Source organism: Rhizobium sp. Root149 (assembly GCF_001427345.1).
Lineage (GTDB): Bacteria > Pseudomonadota > Alphaproteobacteria > Rhizobiales > Rhizobiaceae > Neorhizobium > Neorhizobium rhizoryzae.
Window position 1 is genome coordinate 539,262 of the sequence record NZ_LMGD01000021.1, and the last position, 25,318, is coordinate 564,579.

General features: G+C 62.2%; 27 protein-coding genes. 26 read left to right on the forward strand and 1 reads right to left on the reverse strand.

The features are described from left to right. The first annotated feature begins 109 nt into the window (after positions 1-109). The 3 genes from ASD54_RS17960 (at position 110) to ASD54_RS17970 (ending at position 6,760) form a co-directional block, all read left to right on the forward strand. Positions 110-4,462, forward strand: coding sequence for a strawberry notch family protein (locus ASD54_RS17960; RefSeq protein WP_062425014.1), 4,353 nt, complete (start codon positions 110-112; stop codon positions 4,460-4,462). Continuing rightward, positions 4,463-5,500, forward strand: coding sequence for a toprim domain-containing protein (locus tag ASD54_RS17965; RefSeq protein WP_062425015.1), 1,038 nt, complete (start codon positions 4,463-4,465; stop codon positions 5,498-5,500). A gap of 324 nt (positions 5,501-5,824) precedes the next feature. Next, a complete protein-coding gene (locus ASD54_RS17970) occupies positions 5,825-6,760 on the forward strand; it encodes a DUF2493 domain-containing protein (protein WP_062425060.1) in 936 nt (311 codons plus the stop codon). Between the two features lie 60 nt (positions 6,761-6,820). Here the strand turns inward: ASD54_RS17970 and ASD54_RS17975 are convergent, their stop codons facing one another. Beyond that, on the reverse strand, positions 6,821-7,432 hold the full coding sequence (locus ASD54_RS17975; RefSeq protein ID WP_062425061.1) for a GNAT family N-acetyltransferase: 612 nt from the start codon (positions 7,430-7,432) through the stop codon (positions 6,821-6,823). 374 nt (positions 7,433-7,806) lie between these two features. Between ASD54_RS17975 and ASD54_RS17980 the strand changes: the two genes are divergently transcribed. From ASD54_RS17980 to ASD54_RS18090, 23 genes are all read left to right on the forward strand, one after another. Next, positions 7,807-8,223, forward strand: a complete 417-nt coding sequence (locus ASD54_RS17980) for a hypothetical protein (RefSeq protein WP_062425016.1) — start codon at positions 7,807-7,809, stop codon at positions 8,221-8,223. Between the two features lie 690 nt (positions 8,224-8,913). Then, on the forward strand, positions 8,914-9,315 hold the full coding sequence (locus ASD54_RS17990; RefSeq protein ID WP_062425017.1) for a single-stranded DNA-binding protein: 402 nt from the start codon (positions 8,914-8,916) through the stop codon (positions 9,313-9,315). Positions 9,316-9,519: 204 nt separating this feature from the next. Continuing rightward, a complete protein-coding gene (locus tag ASD54_RS17995) occupies positions 9,520-9,771 on the forward strand; it encodes a helix-turn-helix transcriptional regulator (RefSeq protein ID WP_062425018.1) in 252 nt (83 codons plus the stop codon). 113 nt (positions 9,772-9,884) lie between these two features. Beyond that, the gene (locus ASD54_RS18000; RefSeq protein WP_062425019.1) at positions 9,885-10,148 is read left to right on the forward strand and encodes a DUF2285 domain-containing protein; all 264 of its coding nucleotides are present in this window, start codon (positions 9,885-9,887) and stop codon (positions 10,146-10,148) included. A 163-nt stretch (positions 10,149-10,311) separates the two neighbouring features. Further along, positions 10,312-10,509, forward strand: a complete 198-nt coding sequence (locus ASD54_RS27325) for a DUF6499 domain-containing protein (protein ID WP_235972500.1) — start codon at positions 10,312-10,314, stop codon at positions 10,507-10,509. A gap of 115 nt (positions 10,510-10,624) precedes the next feature. Further along, complete coding sequence (locus tag ASD54_RS26245) at positions 10,625-11,032, forward strand: DUF2285 domain-containing protein (protein WP_235972491.1); 408 nt, start codon at positions 10,625-10,627, stop codon at positions 11,030-11,032. 134 nt (positions 11,033-11,166) lie between these two features. Continuing rightward, positions 11,167-11,448 carry a helix-turn-helix domain-containing protein gene (locus tag ASD54_RS18010; protein ID WP_062425021.1) on the forward strand — a complete coding sequence of 94 codons (282 nt, stop codon included), beginning with the start codon at positions 11,167-11,169 and terminating at the stop codon, positions 11,446-11,448. 20 nt (positions 11,449-11,468) lie between these two features. Then, the gene (locus ASD54_RS18015) at positions 11,469-12,629 is read left to right on the forward strand and encodes a replication initiator protein A (protein ID WP_082546386.1); all 1,161 of its coding nucleotides are present in this window, start codon (positions 11,469-11,471) and stop codon (positions 12,627-12,629) included. Next, a complete protein-coding gene (gene parA, locus ASD54_RS18020) occupies positions 12,626-13,264 on the forward strand; it encodes a ParA family partition ATPase (protein ID WP_062425023.1) in 639 nt (212 codons plus the stop codon). Before ASD54_RS18015 ends, parA begins: the two co-directional genes overlap by 4 nt. Further along, positions 13,261-13,515: a hypothetical protein gene (locus ASD54_RS18025; RefSeq protein WP_062425024.1), complete on the forward strand. Its 255-nt coding sequence runs from the start codon at positions 13,261-13,263 to the stop codon at positions 13,513-13,515. Before parA ends, ASD54_RS18025 begins: the two co-directional genes overlap by 4 nt. Then, entirely contained in the window at positions 13,512-14,033 is a 522-nt protein-coding gene (locus ASD54_RS18030) for a DUF2840 domain-containing protein (protein WP_062425025.1), read from the forward strand. The genes ASD54_RS18025 and ASD54_RS18030 overlap by 4 nt, the downstream gene beginning before the upstream one ends. Next, positions 14,030-14,575: a S26 family signal peptidase gene (locus ASD54_RS18035; protein ID WP_062425026.1), complete on the forward strand. Its 546-nt coding sequence runs from the start codon at positions 14,030-14,032 to the stop codon at positions 14,573-14,575. The genes ASD54_RS18030 and ASD54_RS18035 overlap by 4 nt, the downstream gene beginning before the upstream one ends. A gap of 68 nt (positions 14,576-14,643) precedes the next feature. After that, positions 14,644-14,982 carry a DUF736 domain-containing protein gene (locus ASD54_RS18040; RefSeq protein ID WP_062425027.1) on the forward strand — a complete coding sequence of 113 codons (339 nt, stop codon included), beginning with the start codon at positions 14,644-14,646 and terminating at the stop codon, positions 14,980-14,982. 3 nt (positions 14,983-14,985) lie between these two features. After that, a complete protein-coding gene (locus ASD54_RS18045; RefSeq protein ID WP_062425028.1) occupies positions 14,986-15,771 on the forward strand; it encodes a lytic transglycosylase domain-containing protein in 786 nt (261 codons plus the stop codon). 247 nt (positions 15,772-16,018) lie between these two features. Then, entirely contained in the window at positions 16,019-17,779 is a 1,761-nt protein-coding gene (locus ASD54_RS18050) for a DUF3363 domain-containing protein (RefSeq protein WP_062425029.1), read from the forward strand. A gap of 31 nt (positions 17,780-17,810) precedes the next feature. Then, a complete protein-coding gene (locus tag ASD54_RS18055; RefSeq protein WP_062425030.1) occupies positions 17,811-19,802 on the forward strand; it encodes a conjugal transfer protein TraG in 1,992 nt (663 codons plus the stop codon). A 2-nt stretch (positions 19,803-19,804) separates the two neighbouring features. Continuing rightward, positions 19,805-20,221, forward strand: coding sequence for a ribbon-helix-helix protein, CopG family (locus ASD54_RS18060; RefSeq protein WP_062425031.1), 417 nt, complete (start codon positions 19,805-19,807; stop codon positions 20,219-20,221). Positions 20,222-20,809: 588 nt separating this feature from the next. Beyond that, positions 20,810-21,223: a MarR family transcriptional regulator gene (locus tag ASD54_RS18065; RefSeq protein ID WP_062425062.1), complete on the forward strand. Its 414-nt coding sequence runs from the start codon at positions 20,810-20,812 to the stop codon at positions 21,221-21,223. A gap of 76 nt (positions 21,224-21,299) precedes the next feature. Beyond that, positions 21,300-22,568, forward strand: coding sequence for a beta-ketoacyl-ACP synthase II (gene fabF, locus ASD54_RS18070; protein ID WP_062425032.1), 1,269 nt, complete (start codon positions 21,300-21,302; stop codon positions 22,566-22,568). A 106-nt stretch (positions 22,569-22,674) separates the two neighbouring features. Continuing rightward, positions 22,675-23,415 (forward strand): DMT family transporter, encoded by a 741-nt coding sequence (locus ASD54_RS26250; RefSeq protein WP_244484790.1) that lies wholly within the window; start codon positions 22,675-22,677, stop codon positions 23,413-23,415. Between the two features lie 303 nt (positions 23,416-23,718). Beyond that, positions 23,719-24,705 (forward strand): P-type conjugative transfer ATPase TrbB, encoded by a 987-nt coding sequence (gene trbB, locus ASD54_RS18080; protein WP_062425033.1) that lies wholly within the window; start codon positions 23,719-23,721, stop codon positions 24,703-24,705. After that, entirely contained in the window at positions 24,705-25,037 is a 333-nt protein-coding gene (locus tag ASD54_RS18085; RefSeq protein WP_062425034.1) for a TrbC/VirB2 family protein, read from the forward strand. The genes trbB and ASD54_RS18085 overlap by 1 nt, the downstream gene beginning before the upstream one ends. After that, entirely contained in the window at positions 25,037-25,318 is a 282-nt protein-coding gene (locus ASD54_RS18090; protein ID WP_062425035.1) for a VirB3 family type IV secretion system protein, read from the forward strand. The genes ASD54_RS18085 and ASD54_RS18090 overlap by 1 nt, the downstream gene beginning before the upstream one ends.

A 25,318-nucleotide genomic window follows, 5' to 3' on the forward strand; every position in this document is an offset into this window, starting at 1 on the left:
ACGGCCGTTCCTTTCAGAGGAAGAGGAAGGCCGGGACGGGTTTGAGCCAGTGCGGTCGAGAGAGAGCGCTGCGCGGCTCGATCCGTTCCCGCTCTCCGAGGTTCCTCCCATGACCCACGCTTCCGTCGCCGCACCGCTTCCGGCGGCCCCGATCATCCCTGCCGTCGATACCGGCTCCGCCATCCATCAGGCCGGGCTTCTCCTTCTCCCCTATCTCGAGCGCGGCCAGCGCGTCGACGCCGCCACGCTGCGCGGCGCGATGGAAACCGCCTTCGGCGCGTCCGACGCAACCGGCGCCTGGAACTGGAAGACCGCCTATGAGGCCTGTGAGGCCGCGATCGTCCTCTTCTTGCGCAAATACGGAAAGGCACTTTTCCGCAAAGCCGGTTCTCAGGCGGCCAGCCTGCCGCTGCTGACGAAGATCGCCGGGCTTCTCCCCACCCACACGCGCCGCTCGGAAGAAAGCCAGACCTTCCAGCAGTTCTCGACGCCGATCCCGCTCGGACTGATCGCAGCGACGGCCGCCGCCATCACGCCCTCCGACCGCATTCTGGAACCCTCCGCAGGCACCGGCCTGCTCGCCATCCTGGCCGAGATCGCCGGCGGATCGCTCGTCCTCAACGAGCTGGCCGACACCCGCGCCGACCTTCTCTCCCACCTCTTTCCGGCCATTGCTCTCAGCCGTTTCGATGCGGCACAGATCCACGATCATCTCGACCCCGCGCTCGTTCCGACCGTCGTGCTGATGAACCCGCCATTCTCGGTGATGGCCAATGTCTCCGGCCGCATGGCAGAGGCCGCCTATCGTCACGTCGCCTCGGCGCTGGCGCGTCTGGCTGACGGCGGGCGGCTGGTGACAATCACCGGATCGAGTTTCGCACCCGACACGCCGGCCTGGCGCGACGCCTTCATCCGGCTTCAGGAACACGGCCGCGTGGTGTTCACCGCCTCCATCGACGGCTCCGTCTATGCCAAGCATGGCACCACCATCGACACGCGCCTGACGGTCATCGACAAATTGCCCGCCGACGACCCGGCCGCGTTTCCGGCTTCGCCGGGGATCGCGCCCGATGTCGCCACACTGATCGGCTGGATCGCGGAGCATGTGCCCACGCGCCTGCCGTTTGATGCCTCCGTCGCCGTTCCTGCCGCCACAACCGCCGATGCACCGCGCTCGGTTCGCGGCTATCTGGCACGCGCAGCCGCTTCCAGCCCCGCTCGCAGCCTCTCCGAACCGGAAGGCGTCGAACTCGCCTACGAGACCCTCGACTGGACCGCTGCCGAGGACGGCCGGATCACCGATGCGATTTATGAAGAATACGGATTGCAGGCAATCCGTATTCCCGGATCTCAGGCCCATCCCACCAAACTGGTGCAGTCGGCGGCCATGTCCAGCGTCGCGCCGCCGAAGCCGAGCTATCGTCCACGCCTCCCGGCCAGCATCGCCGCCGATGGCATCCTGTCCGACGCCCAGCTCGAAACCGTCATCTATGCCGGCGAGGCCCATGCCGACTTCCTCGCCGGATCATGGACGCTGGACGAGACCTTCGATCTCGTCTCCGCAGCAGCCGAAGATGCCGCAAACGCCGTGCGCTTCCGTCGCGGTTTTATGCTTGGCGACGGCACCGGCGCCGGTAAAGGTCGACAATCGGCGGGGATCATCCTCGACAACTGGATGCAGGGCCGCCGCAAGGCCGTCTGGATCTCCAAGTCCGACAAGCTCCTGGAAGACGCGCAACGAGACTGGTCGGCGCTCGGCATGGAGCGCCTGCTGGTCACGCCTTTGTCACGCTTCCCGCAGGGCAAGAACATTCGGCTACCGGAAGGCATCCTGTTTACGACCTATGCCACGCTACGCTCCGACGAGCGCGGGGAGAAGGTTTCGCGCGTCCGGCAAATCGTCGAATGGTTGGGCTCCGACTTCGATGGAGTGATCATTTTCGACGAAAGCCACGCCATGCAGAACGCCGCAGGCGGCAAGGTAGAACGTGGTGATGTCGCCGCGTCGCAGCAGGGTCGCGCCGGGCTTCGCCTCCAGCACGCCCTGCCGAACGCGCGCGTCGTCTATGTCTCCGCGACCGGCGCGACCACCGTCCACAATCTCGCCTATGCCCAGCGGCTCGGCCTTTGGGGCGGCGAGGACTTCCCGTTCTCGACTAGGGCGGAATTCGTCGAGGCCATCGAAGCAGGCGGCGTTGCCGCCATGGAGGTTCTCGCCCGCGATCTTCGGGCGCTCGGTCTCTACACGGCCCGCTCGCTCTCCTACGATGGCGTCGAATACGAGCTGGTTGAGCACCAGCTCACGCCGGAACAGACCCGCATATACGACGCTTATGCTGGCGCCTTCGCCGTCATCCATAACAATCTCGACGCCGCGATGCAGGCCGCCAACATCACCGGCGGCGACAGCGGTTCCGGCACCCTGAACCGGCAGGCCAAGTCCGCCGCCCGCTCGGCCTTTGAATCCGCCAAGCAGCGGTTCTTCGGCCATCTGCTCACCAGCATGAAGACGCCGACGCTGATCCGTTCGATCGAACGCGATCTGGCGGACGGCCATGCCGCCGTGATCCAGATCGTGTCAACGGGCGAGGCCCTGATGGAACGCAGGCTGGCCGAGCTGCCGACCGAGGAGTGGAACGACGTCCGCGTGGACATCACTCCGAGGGAATACGTCCTGGACTACCTTGCCCATTCCTTCCCGGTGCAGCTCTACGAACCCTTCACCGACAGCGAGGGCAATATGTCGTCGCGTCCGGTCTTTCGCGATGGCCAGCCCGTCGAGAGCCGCGAAGCCGTCGCCCGCCGCGACCGGCTGATCGAGAAGCTGGCCTCCCTGCCTCCCGTCCCGGGCGCGCTCGACCAGATCGTCCAGCGCTTCGGAACCGACATCGTGGCCGAAGTGACGGGGCGTTCGCGGCGGATCGTCCGAAGGGCTAGCCCCGGCGGTGTCGATCGCCTCGCCGTCGAGAACCGTGCCGCATCCGCCAACCTGGCGGAAACCGCCGCTTTCATGGACGACCAGAAACACATCCTGATCTTCTCGGACGCGGGCGGCACAGGTCGAAGCTACCACGCCGATCTCAACGCGAGGAACCAGCGGCTGCGTGTCCATTATCTCCTCGAACCCGGCTGGAAGGCCGACGCCGCGATTCAGGGGTTGGGCCGCACCAACCGGACCAATCAGGCGCAACCGCCACTGTTCCGGCCGATCTCGACCGACGTGAAGGCGGAAAAGCGGTTCCTCTCGACGATCGCCCGCCGCCTCGACACGCTGGGCGCGATCACGCGCGGCCAGCGCCAGACCGGCGGTCAGGGCCTGTTCCGGCCCGAGGACAATCTGGAATCGCATTATGCCCGCGACGCTCTGCGCCAGCTCTATCTCCTGCTGGTGCGTGGCAAGGTCGAAGGCTGCTCGCTCCAGATGTTCGAGGACGCCACCGGCCTCAAGCTGATGGACGACACCGGCATCAAGGACGAGCTGCCGCCAATCACCACCTTCCTCAACCGCCTGCTGGCGCTGACCATCGACCTGCAGGGCGTCCTGTTCACGGCCTTCGAGCAATTGCTGAACGCCAAGATCGAGGGTGCCATCGCGTCCGGCAGCTATGATGTCGGGCTGGAAACGCTGCGGGCGGAAAGCTTCGTCGTCACCGACCGCCAGACCATCCATGTCCATCCCGGCACCGGCGCCGAGGCCCGCTTGCTCACCATCACGCAGCGCGAGCGCAACCGTCCGGTCACGCTCACCGAGGCGCTCGACCTGGCTGCCGATCCTCGGGCGAAGCTGCTGATCAATGAACGGTCGGGCCGCGCCGCCGTCCAGATCCCGACCACCAGCGTCATGCTGGACGACGGCGAGATTGAACGGCGCGTCCGGCTGATCCGGCCGATGGAGGCGCATAACATTCCGGTCAAGATGATGGGCGAGACCCATTGGATCGAGGTAGACCAGACCGTGTTCGCATCGGCCTGGAACGCCGAGATCGCGGAGGTTCCTGAGTTCGTCGACAGCACCATCCACGTCGTCAGCGGCCTCCTGCTGCCGATCTGGAAGCGCCTGCCGAATGACTCGACGCGGGTGTACCGGCTCCAGACCGATGACGGTGAGCGCATCGTCGGCCGCCGCGTCTCGCCCGCCTGGGTCGCGGGTGCCATGGCCACCGGTACATCGACACTGACGCCGGACGACGCCTTCGTGGCGCTGGTGGACGGCAAGACCATCCTAGATCTCACCGAGGGGCTTCAGCTTCGGCGCAGCCGCGTCATGGGCGCCAACCGCATCGAACTGTCGGGCTTCACCGACGTCATGCGCGACCGACTTCACGCCTATGGGCTGTTCCACGAGATCATCTCGTGGAAGCTGCGGATGTTCATCCCCACAGATGCATCCGGCCCGGCCATCCTCGCCAAGGTGCTGGAACGCTATCCCGTTCAGCGCATCGGCGAACGGGAGGCCGCATAGATGGCTCGCCATGACGCCTCCGAACTTGCACACCGCCTCGGCCGAGAGGCCGAGGCGGTGTGCAAACACTATCTGTCGAACGGCCATCGCGCCGGGCGATACTGGGTGGTCGGCAATGCGCAGAACAGTCCGGGCCGTTCGATGTTCGTGCGACTGACCGGTCCGGAATCGGGCAAGGGTGCCGCGGGCAAATACACTGACGCCGCAACCGGCGAACATGGCGATCTGCTCGACATCATCCGTGAGAGCTGCGGCCTCGTCGACTTCAAGGACGTTGCCGAAGAAGCCCGTTCCTTCCTTAGCCTGCCAAGGCACGAGCCTGATCCCGCTCCCAAACCCCGTTCGGGGACGGCACCGACCGGATCGCCGGAAGCAGCACGGCGTCTGTTTGCGATGGCACAGCCGATTTCCCGGACAGTCGTGGAAACGCACTTACGGAAACGTGCGATTACGGCTTTGCACGATACCGGAAGCCTCCGCTTCCACCCCCGCTGCTACTATCGGCCCGAAGGCGGCGGACCGACCGAGACATGGCCCGCGATGATCGCTGCCGTCACCGACCTTGGCGGCATCCAGACCGGCGCGCATCGCACCTGGCTCCTGCCCGATGGCAGCGAGAAAGCCCCTGTCGAAACACCTCGGCGGGCGATGGGCAATCTCTTGGGGCACGGCGTCCGCTTCGGTATGGCGCAGGACGTCCTGGCGGCCGGCGAAGGGATCGAAACCGTGCTATCGGCACGCTCAGGTCTTCCCAATATGCCGATGTTGGCGGCGCTCTCTGCCGCTCACCTTGCCGCCATCCTGTTCCCCACGACGCTGCGGAGGCTCTATATCGTGCGCGATTCCGATCCGGCAGGCGATGGCGCGCGAGACAGCCTGGTCGAACGGGCGAGAAGCGTCGGGATCGAGGCGGTTGTCCTGTCATCAATGCTCGGAGACTTCAATGAGGATTTGCGCCAGCTCGGCATCGATGCTCTGCGCGCGGCCTTGCGAGTTCAGGTCGCGCCTGAAGACGTCGACCGTTTTCTGGCAGCGTGAGAACGCGTCGGTGGTGCCGGGGTTAAGGCCTACGGCCGCCCGAAACCTGCCGTATCCGGTCAGGATGTCCGCTCAATGGTCGCAAGAGCCGCAGCCCACGGCCTTCTGAGAGGGCGATCGGCCGTCAAACGGGCCGGAAAGGCAATGGCGGCGCCCGGCTATTTTCCGCCGGCGGGCAAGCCCGCCTTTGCAGCGCGAAGCAAAATAGCCTGACTTTGCCATCAGGCCCATCGCTGCGCTCCGGGTGCCAGTCCGGCCCGCTCGACGGCTTTCGTCGCCACGAAGGCCGCGATGGGCGCGGTCGATCCGACAAGGGCGAACACCATGATGACCGACTACGATGACGCAGGCTTCGAGCCGCCGCACACCTCATCCCCTACCGATCACATCCTCACCGAACTCCAACTCTACGGCTACCGTCCGTTTCAGGATGAACCCGACCCAAGGCCGCTTCCCGAAGGCAATGCCGTCGCCGGCGCCGTCGCCGACATCTTCGACGCCCTGATCGTCACCCTCGGCGACACCCGCCTCGAACCCGACCTTGACGAGCTTCTCTGGTCGACCGTCAATCTCTTCCACCGCGCCACCGCCCGGATCGAACGCGAACTCGACGATAACGAGCAGGCACAACGTCGCGGCCAGAGGGAACAGGACGGCTCGGAGGTGAAATCGGTCGAGCTGGAGCGCTTGACGGCAGAGGGGCAGACCTTCCTTGAGCGGCGCAACAGCATGGAACTCTTCCGCGACGTCGCCGCCGAGCAATTCGAGCGCCACACCGGATCGGCCTGGCGGCCGCGCTCCGGATCGATGGTCAACCATCGCAACCTGACCTCAGCAATGATCGACAGCCGGGACTTCCTCGCCGCCAAGCGCCGGGCTGAAACCGAGGTGATGCTGCCAGCCGGTCCCAAGGTCGCCTTCACGGGCGGTCTCGACTTCAACGATCACCGCATGATTTGGGTCAAGCTCGATCAGGTCCACGCCAAGCACCCCGATATGGTGCTGCTGCACGGGGGATCACCGAAGGGCGCCGAGCTGATCGCGGCAAAATGGGCCGACAATCGCAAAGTTCCGCAGGTTGCCTTCAAGCCCGACTGGACGAAGCATGCGAAGGCTGCGCCATTCAAGCGCAACGACGCCATGCTCAACGTCCTGCCCGTGGGCGTCATGGTCTTTGCCGGTACGGGTATTCAGGAGAACCTCGCGGACAAGGCCCGCAAGCTTGGTATTCCGGTCATGAAGTTCGACGGCGGCGCGTAAAGCGCCGCCTGTCATCAAGCGCCTCGTTTGACCGCAACGCCGCCGGTCATCGAGGCCAGATTAGCCGACGGTCTTTATCATCGTCGTCGTAGACCGAAATCCGAATACAGGTTTCAGAGCGCTCATCGAAACGTGGGATCGCGCCTCGAAGCCTCGCGACTGATAGAGAACCCGCGCCCTGGGGTTCTCGTCGATCACGTCCAGGCGAACCTGCTTCAATCCGTTCGCCACGGCACGACGCTCTATCGCTTCGAGCAACGCCGACCCGACACCAAGGCTGCGAGCTTCCGGACGCACAAAGATTCCGTCCATCAACAGCGTGCCGGGCTCGCACTTTCGTTCCAGAATGCCAATCAGCCAGCCTCGAGCGACACTGCCGAGCCAGCCATAGACCTTGGCCATTTCCTCCAAACCACCACCGACAAAGGCGCCAGCCGGTGTCTTGAAGCCAGCAACGCCCAGAAAGGCACCGTCCCGTGAAACCGCACTGATGGCATGGTCGGCGTCGAAAACCCGTTCAAGAAAGACAAGGGCCTTGTTCTCTGGGCCTAGCGGATAGCGGAGTTTACGCGAGAAGGCCTCCCAGTAGCCCGCCGCGGCAATCGCTCGGTGCTCTGTCCGGAGGCCATCTCTGATGGTGTAGCTCGCGCCGGAATCGCCAGCATTGATCATCGCCTTCTCCATATCGCTACATCACAAAGATAAGCGCGCTTTTCGGCATTTCCATAAAAACGTCTTGGTGGATGTAACAAAGCGCTAGAATTATATTCTGTCGTCCTCTGATTTGCGGAAATCACGAATTGATAGCAGCCGGGCGCTTTCCGTTTCAGGCTCTGCGAGCCGCTCGAACGCCAAGTAAATACCCAAACTTCTCGGGTCAGACAGTCACCGACATTCCGGTGAAGCAAGCACTAGCACTTGACGGCGACCTACTGATCTGGCTCAACTAGCGACTTATTGAAGCAACGGTAATTGGCATAGTCGCAGGCGGAGCGTATCCTCGGGTAGCCTGTCGTGATCACTCAATCGATCATGTGGAGGTTTCCATGACGCTGATCCTGCTCGCCATCTCCCTCTCGATCGCGCTCTGCGTGATTGCCTTCAATTTTGCTATCTACGCCTTGCCATTTATGGTCGGGCTCACGGCATTTCAGCATGTCTATGGAACAGGAGGCGGTTTCCTGATGTCGGGCTTCGCAGCCACCGTCGCCGCGCTGCTCTCAATCGGATTAGTCATCGCCGTTCTGGCCTTCGCGAAAAATCCGGCCCTGCGGCTCGTCGCGCTTGCGATCTTCGCCGTCCCTGCCGCCATCGCTGGCTACGCGCTCGTTTACGGCATCACCAAGAATGCGATCGACTCGACCATCGCCCTCAACTTGCTTGGTGGCGCGGGCGGCCTGTTCATCGGTATTGCGGCCATGCTGAACCTCAATGCCATCGGGGAAAGCGCCCTTTCACGCTGATCTCCAACTTGAGCAGGCACAAGCTCTCCAGGGACCAGCCCCAACGGCAATGGCCGCCGGGCTCTCCGGCTCCCGTTCAAAGCCGAACCGCATAATTTTCCGTCGAAGCTGCCTGTCGCATCAGATGGTCTTCTCGGCCCGCAGACGACAACTCGGTCGACGCCAATCTGTGAGGCGACAGCATCGTCAGGCTGTTTGTCGCCATGTTCGTGGCGGGCTGCGGTGGCGATCCAGAACCTCTCCCGTTGCCCATATCCTCCGTGCAGCCGGTAGCGTCAATGATGCAGTCCTTCTGCCACACCAATGCCAGCCTCTGTCTCCGGGAACCATGCCCTCCGTAAGAAGAGACACGGCGCGAAAAGCATCGTGTGGAACTTCTCCCCAGTAACGCAGGTCAGATACTGGTCACGCCACCAGATTGCCGGGAAACACGAAGGTTCTGCACATTGCTCCGAGGCAAGCTTCGCCGAAGGACATATCCCTCCGACTGACTGATCCCCTAAGCCCGTTCTGTTTCCACCAGCAACCCCCGCAGCTCCGTACCGAGTTGGCGCAAAGCGCCTGCCCGCACCACTCCGGGCCTTGGGGGTCAAGTCTCCGCTGAAGCGTCGATGCCAGAGTCTCCCGACGGGACTTGGCCGGGTCTCGTCGGAGGGACGGTCCCTCGGACGGAAGCAACGGAGCACTAAAATGCAGAACATCGTCATTCTCGCCGGCAACATCGGTCAGACCCCAGAAACCCGCTCGACCCAGGGCGGCACCAAGATCACCCACTTCACCCTCGCCACCTCGCGTCCCCGCTACTCCGAAGGCAAGGTCGTCCGCGACGAAAACGGCCACCGGGTTCAGGACACCGAATGGCACCGCATCACCGCATTCAACGGCCTCGGCAAGACCATCGACGAACATTGCAGCACGGGAATGAAGGTTCTGGTCCGCGGCCGCATCCATTACACCAAATGGACCGACCAACAGGGCGTCGATCGCTACGGCTGCGAAATCATCGCCGAGACAGTAGACTTCCTTAGCCGGGTGAAGCAGACCGAAAACAGCGAAGGCAAGTTCATTGACGACGAGGACATCCCGTTCTGAGCGGGAGCCGGAGAGCCCGGCGGCAAGAGCCGCCGGGCTTCTTTTTTACCTCGTATTGCGCTGTTGCCGCGAACGAATCACTCCCTGCACATTCCCGGACTTTGCTGCGCAGAACAGCGATTTCAGGTCGCCTTTCTGGAAAACTACGACTATAATAGCCGTAGTTCTGGCGTGAAGGACTGAGCTGGTGGGAGGTGATCATGCATGATCACCGCCCGACAAACACGGGCCGCGCGCGCATTGCTCGGCTGGACGCAGGAGATGCTCGCGGACAAGGCCAAAGTATCGCTGACCGCGCTTAAGCGCATGGAGTCGGCGATAGGAATGCGCGTGTTCGAAAGCACCAGCGATCAGATACGCAGGGCGCTCGAAGCCGAAGGCATTGTCTTCATAAATTCGGGGCGCAACGAAGGAGTGATGATTGTCGATGGGCAGGAATCTGCGAAACGTGGCTAGCTTTGATTGCCGTCGTCTTACTGGCGCCGCAGAGACCTTTTTTTGCGTCACATTATCGTGATACCAATCCAATTCAAATATCAACCTAAATAAAGAGCACAGCAGCGCTCTCGATGACGAAACTCGATTATATCGATCAAGCCCCTGAAGGCCCAGCGCTCACCGAGTATGACCGCCAGCACATTAAACTCTATATGCGACTCCTCGATGCCGAGAACGACGGCGCCTCCTGGCAGGAAGCCGTCGAAATCCTCTTTCAAATCTGCCCTGACAGCGAACCCGAGCGGGCACGTCGTGTTCATGACAGCCACCTCGCTCGCGCTCACTGGATGACCCAGCACGGCTACCGCCAGTTACGCCGTGGGTTGCCGAATTAGCTGGGGCCGTTGCCGCAACGACAACACCTGTTGCTCTTTCCTGATCTATGCAGGCTCTCTAATCCCCGCAATCAATTCCGGCAGACGTGTATTCAGTCAGTACGGGAAGTTGTTAATGGTACCCGATACAAGAGAATGGCGGACATCAACGCAATATGACTTCATGGACGAGGTCGATGCCAACAATCTTGCATGGGAGTGCTTGCGCCGTAGCCCCCTCTATCAGAAGGACTTCCTAGCGTCTGTCGGTTCAGCAAAGCAACCTCATGAGGTTGCACGCATTTCTTCCGGGTGGGGGTTGCGATTTCCTTGCGCGGCCCAGCCTAACCGGTCTCCAACAAAACGTCTTCTGGACGGCTGAAACCAACACTAGCGCCCTGCATATTGGGCCATCGCCAGAGATGGTCCTTACCGATCCGCGTTTTTCGTCGGATCTGCATCCTTCAAGTTCACAGCCTGCTATCGACGGACTGCACTTGTCTTACGAAGCCGGCACAGGACACATACATCTGATCCTGCTTGATAGCCTTCAGCCCGGCCAACCGATCAGCGCCCACGTTCCCCTTGATGCCGTAGGCCTCGACAGGATCGACGCTCTGTCTCGACTATGGCGAAAGCTACACGGCCACAAGGTGCCACCCGACACCCGGATGACCGCTCAGCAGCGCCGCCGACTGAAAAACATGCTGCGCGCCGTCGATGGTCGCATGAACCACGCCGACTATCGCGAAATTGCCGAAGTCATTTTCGGAGTCGAACGGGTCGCGGCCGAACCTTGGAAAACATCCGCTTTACGCGACGCGGTCCTTGATCTGGTCAAGGATGGCTTCGCCATGATCAATGGCGGATATCGCAAGCTCTTACGCCACCGCCGCCGCAACTGACCTTTATCACGACCCGGGGTGTGCGATTTTGGCCACCTCAAGTTCGCACTCCCCCCAGCCAATTGTTCTCCGCCATCGTGGCCCTCGTCCACCGCCGAACACCGGCGGCTCCAGAGAACCCCACGGAGGCCACCATGAAATCCGATCTTGCGACACTCCCGCCCCGCTTCCTTCGCACCAAGGAAGCCGCCGAGTTTCTCAGTCTCTCAGCTCGCACGCTGGAAAAGCATCGCACCTACGGAACGGGGCCCTCCTATCGCAAGTTAGGCGGTCGCGTCGTTTACGCCATTGATGAGCTGCAGGCCTGGGCCGGGCGCGGTGCCGTCACGTCGACGTCCGATCCACGCGGCAGCGTCCTTCCGGCCAAGCGCCATGAGACCACGCCGGCAGTCCATGCCAGCCGTCACGCCCGCTGATCCACGCGGTTCCCCTCATCATGACGGCGCGACATCGCCCATCCCCGGAGCGCGGACAGCTCGATCTGTTTCACGCACTCCCCGGCGACTTCGCTCCAAGAGACGCGCAGGATCTCATGGCCTATCCGTTTTTCTCCCTCTCAAAATCTCACCGAATCGCGCCAATCGATTTCGTCGCCGGTAGCGTTTCGATCCGGGTCGAAGCCGTTCCCGATCATGGCATGGCCACGATCTGGGATGCGGACATCCTGATCTGGGCCGCGAGCCAGATCGTTGAAGCCCGCGACAAGGGCCTGCGCACCTCGCGCCTCATGGCGGCCACACCCTACGAAATCCTCAATTTTATCGGTCGTGGCGTCTCGCTTCGCGATTACCAGCGCCTGAAGGCAGCGCTGGATCGCTTGCAATCCACGACGGTCGCGACATCGATCCGCCAGCTGACCGAAGGGCGCCGCCATCGCTTCTCCTGGATCAACGAATGGCAGGAGCGCACCGACCGCTACGGCAAGCCCGCGGGCCTCGAACTGATCGTGCCTGACTGGTTCTATCGCGCAGTTCTCGACGACGCGCTCGTCCTCACGATCGACCGCACCTATTTCGATCTCACCGGCGGCCTTGACCGCTGGCTCTACCGCATCGTGCGCAAACATGGCGGGCATCAGCGCAATGGCTGGCGCTTCGACTTCCGACATCTCCATCAGAAGTCGGGCAGCCTGTCGCCATTCAAGCGCTTCGCCTTCGAGCTGCGCGACATCATCCGGCGCCAGCCATTGCCTGGCTACACGCTCTTCCTTGAGGCCGAAATCGGCGGTCGCAATCTGCTCGCCTTTGAGCCGTCACCGCCCTGTGGACAATCTGTGGATAGCCTCGTGCTATCAGGAACCCGACGTGTCGTGCTATCGGGAACCGGGGGCTCGTGCTATCGGGAACCCAAAACGGGCATAACCTACGACAATAAAACACAAAATCCGGCCCTTAACTTAGAGTCTAACCAAGAATCTAACTCTGAAGAGCGCGCGCGCGATGTGGAAAACATCGCTGACCGGCCTGAAAAAGCCAATAAATCAGTCCGAGAAAACTCCACCTCTGCTCCGGCTTTCCTTGAAGCCGGCCTTCTTGACCGGTCTTCTTCCGACAACCTGAAACTCTCCTTTGGCAAAGAGCCGGGAGGGGCGGAATGATTGTCGCGCTCCTCAATCAGAAAGGCGGCGTTGGAAAGACGACGCTCGCTCTACATCTCGCCGGTCAATGGGCGGCCAAAGGCAAGCGCGTCACCCTGATCGATGCCGATCCGCAGGGGTCGGCACTAGACTGGTCACAGCAGCGCTCACGCGAGGGCCTGCCACGCCTGTTTGGCATTGTAGGTCTTGCGCGTGACACGCTGCACCGGGAAGCGCCCGAGCTGGCCCGTGATGTCGATCATGTCATCATCGACGGTCCGCCCCGTGTCGCCGGGTTGATGCGCTCTGCTCTCCTCGCCGCCGATCTTGTGCTGATCCCGGTGCAACCATCGCCGCTCGACGGATGGGCTTCAGCCGAGATGCTGGCGCTTCTGAACGAGGCGCGCATCTATCGCCCGCAGCTGGTCGCCCGCTTCGTCCTCAACCGCTGCGGCGCCCGCACCGTCATCGCCCGTGAGACGGCCGAGACGCTTGCGGATCACGATCCGCCCTTGCTGACTTCGACCGTCGGCCAGCGTGTCGCCTTCGCCGACATGGCGCAGTCTGGCCGCCTGGTCATCGAAGCCAACCATGACAGCACGGCCGCCCGCGAGATCGCAGCCCTCGCCGCCGAAGTGCGGAGGTTGGCGCCATGACCGGCCAGCCCCGCAAGCGTAGCTTTGCAGCGCGTCCTGCTGATCCGGAAAGCTGGATCAAGTCGCTGGAAGCGACGCCGTCTCTACCGTCTCGCGACGCTGGCTTTACCGCCCGACTGACCATCGACATCACGCCCGAGCTGCGCGGGCGCATCAAGATCACCGCATTCGAGCGCGGTACAACCGTCACGGAAATGCTGCGCGATCTGCTCGCGCGCGAATTCCCGCCACCTTCAGGAGATCCTTCATGACCGGCACTGCGGCCTCCCGCATGCGCGGCAGCGCAGTGCCGTTGCCCGTATCACCAGACCACCTGACCCACGTCGAACTGACGTGGATCGAAAAGAAGATCGAATACTGGATCAGGTTCGGCCAGCATACGCGCGAAACAATCCTTGATCGTCGTCGTCGTATCCTTTCGTTTCAGCCAGACACGATCTTCGCGTTCGTCCGCTGGGCTTCGAACGACTTCGGCACGATCATTTCGCGCATCGACATCGTGCGCGCAATTGCACCCGGTGAGGCCTATCAGACACTGCCCTTCGTGCGTCCCGGCGGCGACATTCTGCTGAAGATCGAAGGCTGGCCAAAAGTCGAGACTGTGCTGCACCTGGTCGACGCCATCGAGGCGATGGGCATCGCCCCTGCCGATGCAGCGCCCGACTATTGGCGGCACGTCCACAACCGCCTGACCGCCGGCCATCAACCGCGCGCTTACAGCCACGACCAGCATCGGGCCTGGTTGAAGCGCCGGAGGATCGCTCCATGACCCGCTTCGGCTACGTCATGACGACGTATTTCTCCGTGCTCGCCGTTGCTGGGCTGTCGTTCGTATCCAACGGGCCGAAGCTAATTTGGAACGCATCCGCCAGCGCGCCGATCGGCTTCTATACCGTCGAACCGGCCGATGGCCTCGATGTGACCGAACTGGTTGCGGTCGATGCGCCCGAACCGCTCGCCACCTTCCTGACAGATGGCGGCTATCTGCCGCGCGGAACGCCACTCCTGAAGCGCGTTCTGGGCCTGCCCGGACAGACCGTGTGCCGCATGAATCTCCTCATCACGGTCGATGACGTGGAGATGGGAACGGCGCTCGAACACGACCGCATTGGCCGACCACTGCCCGTCTGGCAGGGCTGCCGCGTGATCGCGGACAGCGAGATTTTCCTGATGAACTGGGAGGTGCCCGACAGCCTCGACGGTCGGTATTTCGGCTCGATTCCTTCCAGTTCGATCATCGGTCGCGCGGTTCCGCTGTGGACCGACAATGACGGCGAAGGCCGCTTCGAATGGCGGACGCCAACGCGGTGAGCGTCACGCCTTCGGCGCGCGTAACGCCCGCCGATCCCATCCCCACCGCACGATGAAAGGACATCGCCATGCCGCAAATCGGCGAATTCACGCGCGAAGAATTTGGTTTCACGGGCCGCATTCATACGCTCACCCTCTACCGTGAAATCACCATTCTCCCTGTCGAACCCTCGGAAGTGGAGAACGCACCGAACTACCGGGTCCACCATGGCGCTGACGACAATGCGCCAGAGATCGGGGCGGCCTGGACGGAGACCAGCGAGAAGGCCGGCGAGTATCTATCGCTGCTCATCGATGATCCGACCTTCCCACAGCCGATCCGCGCGCGCCTGTTCCAGAACGGCGCGGATGCAACCTCATGGTCCCTACACTGGAACCGTCCGCAAAAGCGCGGCGAACGGGAATAGATCATGCGAATCCTTCGTCCGAACCCCGTACCACTGATGTTAGCCTGGCGGCCTCGCGCTGCCCGGCGCATCATCCCTCTTCTCCTTTCCGGCCTCTGCCTTTCTGCAACGCCGTCGGTCGAGGTGCAGGCGCAAAGCGCCCCGCACATCAGGTCCTCAGTCGCCGATCCGCATGCCGGTTTCGTTACCGAAGCTTCGCAGCGTTTCGGCATCCCCGAGCACTGGATACGCGCCGTTCGCCGCGTCGAAAGCGCCGGCGATGTGCGCGCAATATCGTCTGCGGGCGCGATGGGCCTGATGCAGGTCATGCCTGATACCTGGGCGGAGCTGCGTATCCGTTATGGCCTCGGCCGTGACCCATACGATCCCCGCGACAACATCCTCGCAGGCACCGCTTATCTGCGCGAAATGCACGATCGCTACGGTTCGCCGGGATTTCTGGCGGCCTATAATGCCGGTCCCGGACGCTACGATGAATACCTCGCAGGCCGTCGCCTTCCGGCGGAAACCCGCGCCTATGTCGCGACCCTCGCGCCCCTTGTCGGTGGCGGTGAACTTGCACCGGCGACGCGAGGAAAAACCGTCGTCGCCACCTCCAATCCGAACGCATGGCGCCAAGCACCGCTCTTCGTCACGCCGTCTTTCAGCACTTCGGATGCAAGGCAACCGTCGCAAGCCGAGCACTCCAACGGCATGGCCGCTGCGCAGGCCGGGCACGCTGACCCCGCCGATGCACTGCAATCTGGCGACCTGTTTGTCGCTCGGCCCGGTGATGGAGACCGGCCATGAAGAGTCTCGTGGTCTGGCGCAGCGTGGCGTGGTCTGGAGAGGGCTGTGTGGAATTGGGGGGAGAGCAGGAAGGAACGACAGAAGGACGGCGAGATAAAAGGCCATGCCCGAAACTCTGTAAGTCTCTGACGAGACTGGCGTTTTTTCGTGCATGGCGGTCGGTCGCGTGCATGCTGCACGGTTTTTTCAAGCAATTTCAAGACCCCTTTATGCACGCCTCCTGCTTTTGGCTTGCGAGAGCTGCGTCATGAGCGAGGGCGACAGCGAATTCCGCGTCCGTCCTGGGCGCATCAAGAGCCCCCGTGCCGGCAAGCCAAAGAGCTTCATCAACCAGGTGCTGCGCGCCGCGAAGAAGTCTGGGCATGTCGCTTCGCCGTCGGCCTCCGGCAAGCGCGCTTCCGGTTATGGCCGCTCGACTTTCGGCCGCGGCCGCGGCAGCTTCAGCCGCAACCGTCTGTTCAGCTCTTCCCGCCGTGTCGTAGTGAAGGCCCGCGTCGTCCGCCATCAAGGCAAGTCGTTTCGCTCGGCGCCCCTGTCAGCCCACCTCTCCTACCTCAAGCGCGAGGGCGTGAGCCGGGACGGAGAGAAAGGCGTGATGTTTGACGCCGAGAACGAGCGCGCTGACGATCTCGCCTTCTCTGATCGGTGCAAAGACGACCGGCACCATTTCCGCTTCATCATCTCGCCTGAAGACGCGGCCGACATGACCGATCTGCGCGAGTTCACCCGTGACCTTGCGCGGCAGATGGAATCCGACCTCGGCACCAAACTCGACTGGGCGGCCGTCGATCACTGGAACACCGACAATCCCCACGTCCATCTTATCGTGCGCGGTGTCGACCAGACCGGCGCCGATCTGGTGATCTCACGCGATTATATCAGCCGCGGCCTGCGCTCCCGCGCCGAGGATCTGGTCTCCATCGAACTCGGCCCCAAACCCGAGCACGAGATCCGCAGCGCGCTGGAAAAGGAAGTCACGGCAGAACGCTGGACCCGCCTCGATGTCGAGATCCGCCTCGCCGCCGACGAAACCGGCTTGATCGATCTGCGGCCGGAGGCGCCCGGCGTGTCCGATCCATCGTTACGCCGTCTCATGGTCGGGCGACTTCAGCATCTGGAGAAGATGGGCCTCGCCGCGCCCGCCAGTCCCGGCGAATGGATGGTAGGCCTCGAGGCGGAAAAATCCCTGCGCGATCTCGGCATGCGCGGCGACATCATCAAAACCATGCACCGTGCCTTCACAGAGCGCGGACAGGATCGCGGTTTCACCGACTATGTGATCGATGGCACGGCAGGCTCGCCCGTCATGGGCCGGCTCGTGGATCGCGGCCTGCACGACGAACTCACCGGCGAAGCCTACGCCGTCATCGATGCCACCGACGGCCGCGCCCATCATGTACGCTTCCGCGGCATCGAGGCCTTCGAGCATTCCCCTGCCATCGGCGGCATCGTGGAAGTCAGGCGCTTCGGCGGCCCCGATGATGACCGCCCGACACTTGTGCTCGCCAACAGATCCGATCTCGACCTCAACCGGCAAATCACCGCGCCCGGCGCCACCTGGCTCGATCATCGCCTGGTCGAACGCGAGCCAATGCCCATGTCCGCCGGCGGCTTCGGAAGCGAGGTCCGCGAGGCGATGCAGGCACGCGCTGAGCATCTGGCCGAGGAAGGCCTCGCCCGCCGCCAAGATCAGCGTATCATCCTGCAGCGCGATCTTCTCAATACCCTGCGCCAGCGCGAGCTAGATGCCGTTGGGGCAAAGTTGGCCACCGAAACCGGGCTCGCCTTCCAGAAAGCGCAGGCCGGCGAGCACGTCACCGGCATCTACCGCCAGCGGCTCGCCCTCTCCTCCGGCCGCTTCGCCATGATCGACAACGGACTTGGCTTCCAGCTCGTCCCCTGGACCCCGCCGCTGGAAAAGAAACTCGGCCAGCACATCGTCGGCGTCGCCAAAAGCGGCGGAGGGATCGACTGGAGCCTCGGCCGCCAGCGCGCGCTTGGCCTGTGACCCTCAACCCCAACAGACAAGGACCACGATAATGTCCGCAACCAAAATCCTCTGGGGCCAAATACTCATCGTCTTCCTGATCGTGCTGTTCACCACCTGGGGAGCCACACAATATGTTGCCTGGCAGCTCGGGTTTCAGGCGCAGCTTGGGACACCCTGGTTCGCGTTCGGCGATATGCCCTTCTATTATCCGCCCGCCATCTTCTGGTGGTGGTACTTCTTCGACGCCTACGCCCCAGATATCTTCGCCAAAGGTGGCATGATCGCAGCATCCGGCGGCTTCATCGCTATCGCTGTCGCCATCGGCATGTCGGTATGGCGTGCCCGTGAAGCCAAGAACATCGAGACCTATGGTTCGGCACGATGGGCAAACCCACAGGAGATCAAGGCTGCGGGTTTGCTCAGCCCGGATGGCGTAGTGCTCGGCAAGCTCGACCGCGACTACATCCGCCACGATGGTCCGGAGCATGTGTTGTGCTTTGCGCCGACGCGATCCGGCAAGGGCGTCGGACTCGTCGTCCCGACCCTCCTGACCTGGCCGGGCTCAGTTGTCGTTCACGACATCAAGGGCGAGAACTGGCAGCTCACCGCCGGCTTCCGCTCAAAGCACGGCCGCGTGCTTCTGTTTGATCCGACCAACGTCAAATCAGCCGCCTACAATCCCCTGCTCGAGGTGCGCCGCGGCGAATGGGAAGTGCGCGACGTACAGAACGTCGCCGACGTGTTGGTCGATCCGGAAGGTTCGCTGGAAAAACGCAACCACTGGGAGAAGACAAGCCACTCGCTGCTGGTTGGTGCGATCCTCCACGTCCTCTATGCCGAGAAGGACAAGACGCTCGCCGGTGTCGCGGGATTCCTGTCCGACCCTAAGCGCCCGATCGAGACGACACTGGCGGCGATGATGACCACGCCGCATCTCCGCGAAAAAGGCCCGCATCCGGTCATCGCATCCACGGCGCGCGAGTTGCTCAACAAATCCGACAATGAACGTTCCGGCGTGTTGTCCACCGCCATGTCGTTCCTCGGCCTCTATCGCGATCCTGTTGTCGCCGAGGTGACAAGCCGCTGCGACTGGCGCATCGCGGACCTCATCGAGGACGACCGACCGGCCACGCTTTACCTAGTCGTGCCACCATCTGACATTTCGCGGACCAAGCCGCTCATCCGCCTTGTCCTTAACCAGATCGGGCGGCGCCTGACGGAAGACCTTCACACCAAGGAGCGTCGGCATCGCGTGCTGATGATGCTGGACGAATTTCCGGCCCTCGGCCGTCTCGACTTCTTCGAGAGCGCTCTGGCCTTCATGGCAGGCTATGGGCTCAAGGCATTCCTCATCGCCCAGTCGCTGAACCAAATCGAAAAGGCTTACGGCGCCAACAACTCGATCCTCGACAACTGCCATGTGCGTGTCTCCTTCGCCACCAACGACGAACGGACGGCGAAGCGCGTCTCCGATGCGCTCGGCACCGCCACCGAGATGAAGGCGATGAAGAACTATGCCGGGCATCGCCTATCGCCCTGGCTCGGGCATCTGATGGTCTCGCGCTCGGAAACCGCGCGCCAGCTCCTCACTCCTGGCGAGATCATGCAGCTCCCGCCCGACGATGAAATCGTCATGCTGGCGGCAACGCCGCCCGTTCGGGCGAAGAAGGCCCGATACTACGAGGACAGACGCTTCAACGAGCGCGTATTGCCCCCACCCGATCCGGCCAAGACCCGACGAACCACCCGTAAAGACGCCTGGACGGAATTGAAACCGCAAGCGCCGGATGCTCGTCTGCTCGCTGAAATCCAGAAGACGGAAAAGGATGCCGCCAACAGCGGACTGCGCCGCGAGCCGGAACTGCCGGATCACGTCGCCATCGTCAAAGAGACGAGAGATCCGAACCCGTCCGAGGAATTTTCTGTCCTACTAGATGACGAACCGGAAGACGCCGCCCGCCAGCGCCAGGTTCTGCGCCGGCAGATGACCGGCATCGCCCGGCAGGTGTCGATGAACCCCAACGACAATATGGATCTGTGACCATGCGTGACCGCCTTAACCTCACCTTGCCTGTAGAGATGATCGAGCAGATCAGAGACCTGTCTGAGCGCAAGAGCATCTCGCGCTCAGCGATCGTCGAAGCGGCCGTTGCGTCCTTTCTTTCACCCGACAACGCCGACCGGCGCGAGGCCGCTTTCGCGCGCCGCATGGACAGACTTTCCAGGCAGGTCCAGCGGATCGAACGCGACCTTGGCGTCACCGCCGAAACCGTGGCGCTGTTCGTTCGCTTCTGGCTGACCATCACACCGCCCTTGCCAAGCGATGCGCACGCTGCCGCTCAGGCCAAAGGCCGGGAACGCTACGAGGGCTTCATCGAGACCCTCGGCGTGCGCCTTCAGAAGGGACAGAGCTTTCTGCGTGAAATTCCCGATGATGTTGCCGGTGATGTCCCTGAATGACAGAAGCTAACTCAGCATTCGTGGGAAAGCCGTCCCGCAAGTTGTCAGAGAAGGTCCTTGCTGGCCCGTGAGGCCGAAAGGCGAAGAAGGAGCTTCGGCCGGATCGCGCCGTAGCCTATGCAATGGCGGACCCTAAAGTGGCGAGGAACGCCTTTTCGGCGGGGAGCGCGGCGTTGCACAGAAGGCGGGATTGGTTCGAGCTAAAACTAGATGCGAACTGACCCCAGAATGGTTGACCACAGCCTTCCCGATGAGGGCGCATCGCTCGATTGAGTTTCTGGTGTCGCAGGTTTTGGGATTTTCGCGACAGATTCCAAGATGATGGCGCTACGTCGCTGATGTTCTAGAAAATATCGTTGTCTGCACACTGTTTAGGTGCGCCACGAATGGTACCCCATTTTTGCCCCCCATAGCGCCGCTGGTCCCATCAAACCATTGGTGTTGCGCGGTTTCTATAGGAACTATTGTCTAAAAATACCTTGTTTTTGGCTGATTTTAGATAGAGTAGCGGATGCCTACATGCGAACATCGAGACGCCATCATCGACACCGATTGACTTAGCCAGCGCGGGTTATGGTAACGTTCGGCATGACTTTACCTAACGACCTCTCGAAGTGCCTCGTTCTGAACACCATCGCAGCCGCCCGCACGTTGCTGCGGCGGTATGATGCGAAGCTGAAACCGTTCGGCGTCACGGCTCAGCAATTCTGGCTACTCGCAGCGATCCGCTTCTATCCGGGCGAGCCGGTCGCGACGCTGGCGCAGCGGGTGTTTTTGGATCGCACGAGCCTGACACGGAACCTCGATCTTCTTGAACGCAAGGGGCTTGTGCGGCGTGTCTCGGGTGCGGTCGGCAACGCTCGCCTTTGTGAACTGACAGAGTCGGGAGACACGGTGCTGGATCGCCTTCTGCCGGAATGGCAGCAAGCCCAGTCCGAACTCATGGAAGGTCTCTCGGATCAGGATGCCGAGACCTACCTTCGAGTCGCCAAACACCTATAGGCGGCGCGAGAACCTACGGGATTGCCTAAACCCACTCATGTGCTATATGGTGTGTATATACACATGAGGGCGTTCGATGCATGAACCTATTGTCATAACCGGGCTTGGCGCGGTGTCTCCCCTCGGGGCCGGCGTCGCCACGAACTGGAAAAGGCTTATCGCGGGACAATCCGGCGTCAGGACGAACACGCGCTTTGAGACGGATGGATGGAAATGCCGGATCGCGGGCCTTGTGCCCAGCCAGGCGGAAGACGCCGAAGGCTTTGACCCGGAAACGGTAATGGACCCACGGGATTTGCGCCGAACCGATCTGTTCATTCACTATGCGATGGCTGCCGCACGAGAAGCATTGGATCAGGCGGGCTGGCATCCAGAAAGCGCCGAGGACAGGATACGCACAGCCACGGTCATCGGAACCGGGGTGGGCGGTGTTCCGGCGATCACGGGTGCGGCCGAGACCATCCGCACCGAAGGGGTGCGCCGCCTTTCTCCGTTCGTGGTGCCGTCGTTTCTGCCGAACCTCGCAACCGGGCAAATCGCCATCCGTTTTGGCTTTCACGGACCTGCTGGTGCGCCGGTTACGGCCTGCGCCGCATCCGCGCAGGCGATTGGCGATGCCCTCCGGCTGATCCGCACCGGCGAGGCCGACATCGCTTTGTGTGGCGGCACGGAGGCGTGCGTCGATCCTGTTGCTATTGGCGGGTTCACCGCTGCAAAGGCGCTCTCCTTCAACTTCAACGACGAACCTCATCGGGCTTCACGACCCTTCGATGCCGACCACGATGGCTTTGTGCTCTCTGAAGGAGCCGCCATGCTGGTTATCGAACGCTTTAGCCACGCGGCGCGGCGCGGCGCGCGTCCGCTGGCAATCTTGTCAGGATACGGCACCACAACCGACGCCCATCATGTCACGGCCGGATGGCCCGATGGGCGTGAGGCGGCAAGGGCGATGGAAATCGCACTCGCGATGGCTGGAATCGATAGCGATGCCATCGGCTATGTCAACGCTCATGCAACCTCCACGCCGGTTGGCGATGCTGCTGAACTGGCCGCGTTGGAAAAGGTCTTTGGAGCAGGCAAGAGGAACACGCCCGTTGGATCGACCAAATCAGCGACCGGGCACATGCTCGGGGCCGCAGGCGCGATAGAGGCGGTCTATTCGGTTCTCGCAATTCAGAACCAGATACTTCCGGCAAGCCTCAATATCGACAAACCAATGCCGGACGCGGAAGGATTTGATCTGCTTTCCTATGGCGCACGCCCGGCCAAGGTCGATCATGTTCTGTCCAACGCTTTCGGGTTCGGCGGCGTCAACGCGGCGCTGGTGTTCAGCCGTTACGGGTGAGGCTCCATATCGGGCTAGGCACAACCCCATGCGGCGCAGACGAAACAGCAGAGAGTCGGAAGCCACACCCGCGCCTTTGCTTTTACGTGGCCGCATCAGCATCCCCATGACCGCATTGGTTCAGACACTTGCGGTTGCCGAGTATCTCAGCTTTTCCGCTCACTCCATCGTCTTCATCGGCTTKTTGCCGCTGGCGACGGCGATTTTCGGGGTTCTGCGAGGCGGCGAGCGTCCACGCCCTGCCTTCTGGCTTTTCTCCTGTCTCGGCAGCGCCCTCGTCGCAGGATTCGCCTTGTCGCAAGGAATTACCGGCTCTCCCACTGACAACCTGCTCATGCTGGCCGCGATCATCGTATGCGGCCTTGGCTATGCTGAAGGTGCTAAGCTGTCGCGTCAGCTTGGCGGCTGGCAGGTGATTTCCTGGGCGCCCGTCCTGTCCTTGCCGATTATGCTGATCCTGACGGTATTCACCATGCCGCCATCGCTTGCGAGCATCAGCGGTGCGGCCTGGGCCTCACTCGCCTATGTATCGCTGTTCAGCATGTTGATTGGCTTCGTGTTCTGGTATCGCGGACTGGCGCAGGGTGGCATAGCTGCCGTGGGACAACTACAATTGCTCCAACCCTTTTTCGGCCTCGCCCTAGCCGCAAGCCTGCTGCAGGAAAAGGAAAGCGTTATCCTGCCCGTCTTGATACCGTCGAGAAACCGGCTCTTGAACAGCATGGCGTTCCCTATATTGGTCGCGATAATCCCGAAACTGACATTTCAAGCCACCTTCCGGCTGATGAACCGCCGCTTTCCTTGCCAACCTCAAGAACACCATTACCGGCCTGAGATGCTTCGGTGATCGCATCAGCCGATTTCGGCATGGTATACTCGCTATTGACGGCAAACTTCCGGCTGTCGCCTTAATGCTGTGCATTGCCAGAAGTTATGTACGACATGAATAAGGATCCTCCATCGTTGCATGATTCGCGCAATACCCGGACGTTATTGCTACCTCGGCAAAAGGAGCATCCCGCCTTTCTCCTGTATTTGCACGCTACACTACTACGACACCAAACACTTGTTGAATCAGCCTAATTTCTGGCTCTTTTAATCGTCCCCGATCCAGGGCTTGCCGAACGGTCCCTGAACGCAAGGGGACGACATGGCGGAAAATCACCGGAAATCTGAGGCGATCACGCGGGGCGCGCGCATGCTGCGCACCGCCCTCGGCCCCGCCATCGCCCGGTTTCTGGAAGACCCGTCGATCGTCGAGGTGATGCTCAATCCTGACGGCCGGCTCTGGATCGACCGGCTTTCCGAAGGCCTCGCCGATACCGGTGAGCGCCTGTCACCTGCGGATGGCGAACGGATCGTCCGTCTGGTGGCGCACCATGTCGGCGCCGAAGTGCATTCCGGCGCTCCTCGTGTCTCAGCCGAACTCCCCGAAACGGGAGAGCGGTTCGAAGGCCTTCTACCCCCTGTTGTCGCTGCCCCGAGCTTTGCGATCCGCAAACCCGCCGTCGCCGTTTTCACCCTCGACGATTATGTCGCCGCCGGGATCATGGATGCCGACCAGGCCGAGATGCTGCGGCAGGCCGTCGCCTCTCGCGCCAATATTCTTGTCGCGGGCGGCACCTCGACTGGCAAAACCACCCTCACAAATGCGCTGCTCGCCGAAGTCGCCAAGACTTCGGACCGGGTCGTCATCATCGAGGACACCCGTGAGCTGCAATGCGCCGCGCCGAACCTTGTGGCCATGCGGACGAAGGATGGCGTGGCATCGCTCTCCGATCTCGTCCGGTCATCCCTACGTCTGCGGCCCGATCGTATTCCGATCGGCGAAGTGCGCGGCCCTGAAGCTCTTGATCTCCTGAAGGCCTGGGGAACCGGCCACCCCGGCGGGATCGGCACCATCCATGCCAGCACCGGCATCGGCGCGCTGCGGCGCCTCGAGCAACTAATTCAGGAAGCCGTCATCACGGTGCCCCGCGCACTGATCGCAGAGACCATCGATCTTGTCGCCGTGCTGTCGGGCCGCGGATCCCTGCGCCGCCTTTCCGAGCTCGCCCGCGTCCATGGCCTCGGCACCGACGGCGATTACCGCGTCAGCCCCGCAGCCCATTCCTCAAGTCCAACAGGAGAATTATAATGATCCGCCGCTCATTGCGTATCCGCCGCCACATCGCGACGGCCGCCGCTGTTACCTACGCGACCTTGCTCTTGGCGCCTGCAGCCCATGCCTCCGGCTCATCCATGCCGTGGGAAGCACCGCTGCAATCCATCCTTCAATCCATCGAAGGCCCGGTCGCCAAGATCATCGCAGTGATCATCATCATTGTCACCGGCCTGACGCTCGCCTTTGGCGACAGTTCTGGGGGCGCCCGGAAGCTGATCCAGATCGTCTTCGGTCTCTCTATAGCATTTGCTGCCAGCTCATTCTTCCTGAGCTTCTTCAGCTTTGGCGGCGGAGTACTCGTCTGATGGCTGGCTCATTTGAAAACCTGGCCGATGTGCCGGGCTTCGTCGTGCCGGTCCACCGGGCGCTGACCGAGCACATTCTGCTCGGCGGCGCTCCGCGCTCAATCGCGATCGTCAACGGAACGCTTGCCGCCGCTCTCGGCCTCGGCCTGCGACTTTGGTTGGTCGGCATCGCGCTCGGGCTGCTCGGGCACCTCGCTGCCGTTTGGGCAGCTAAACGCGATCCGATGTTCGTCGATGTGGTGCGCCGCCATCTGCGCATCCCCGGTCACCTCGGCGTTTGA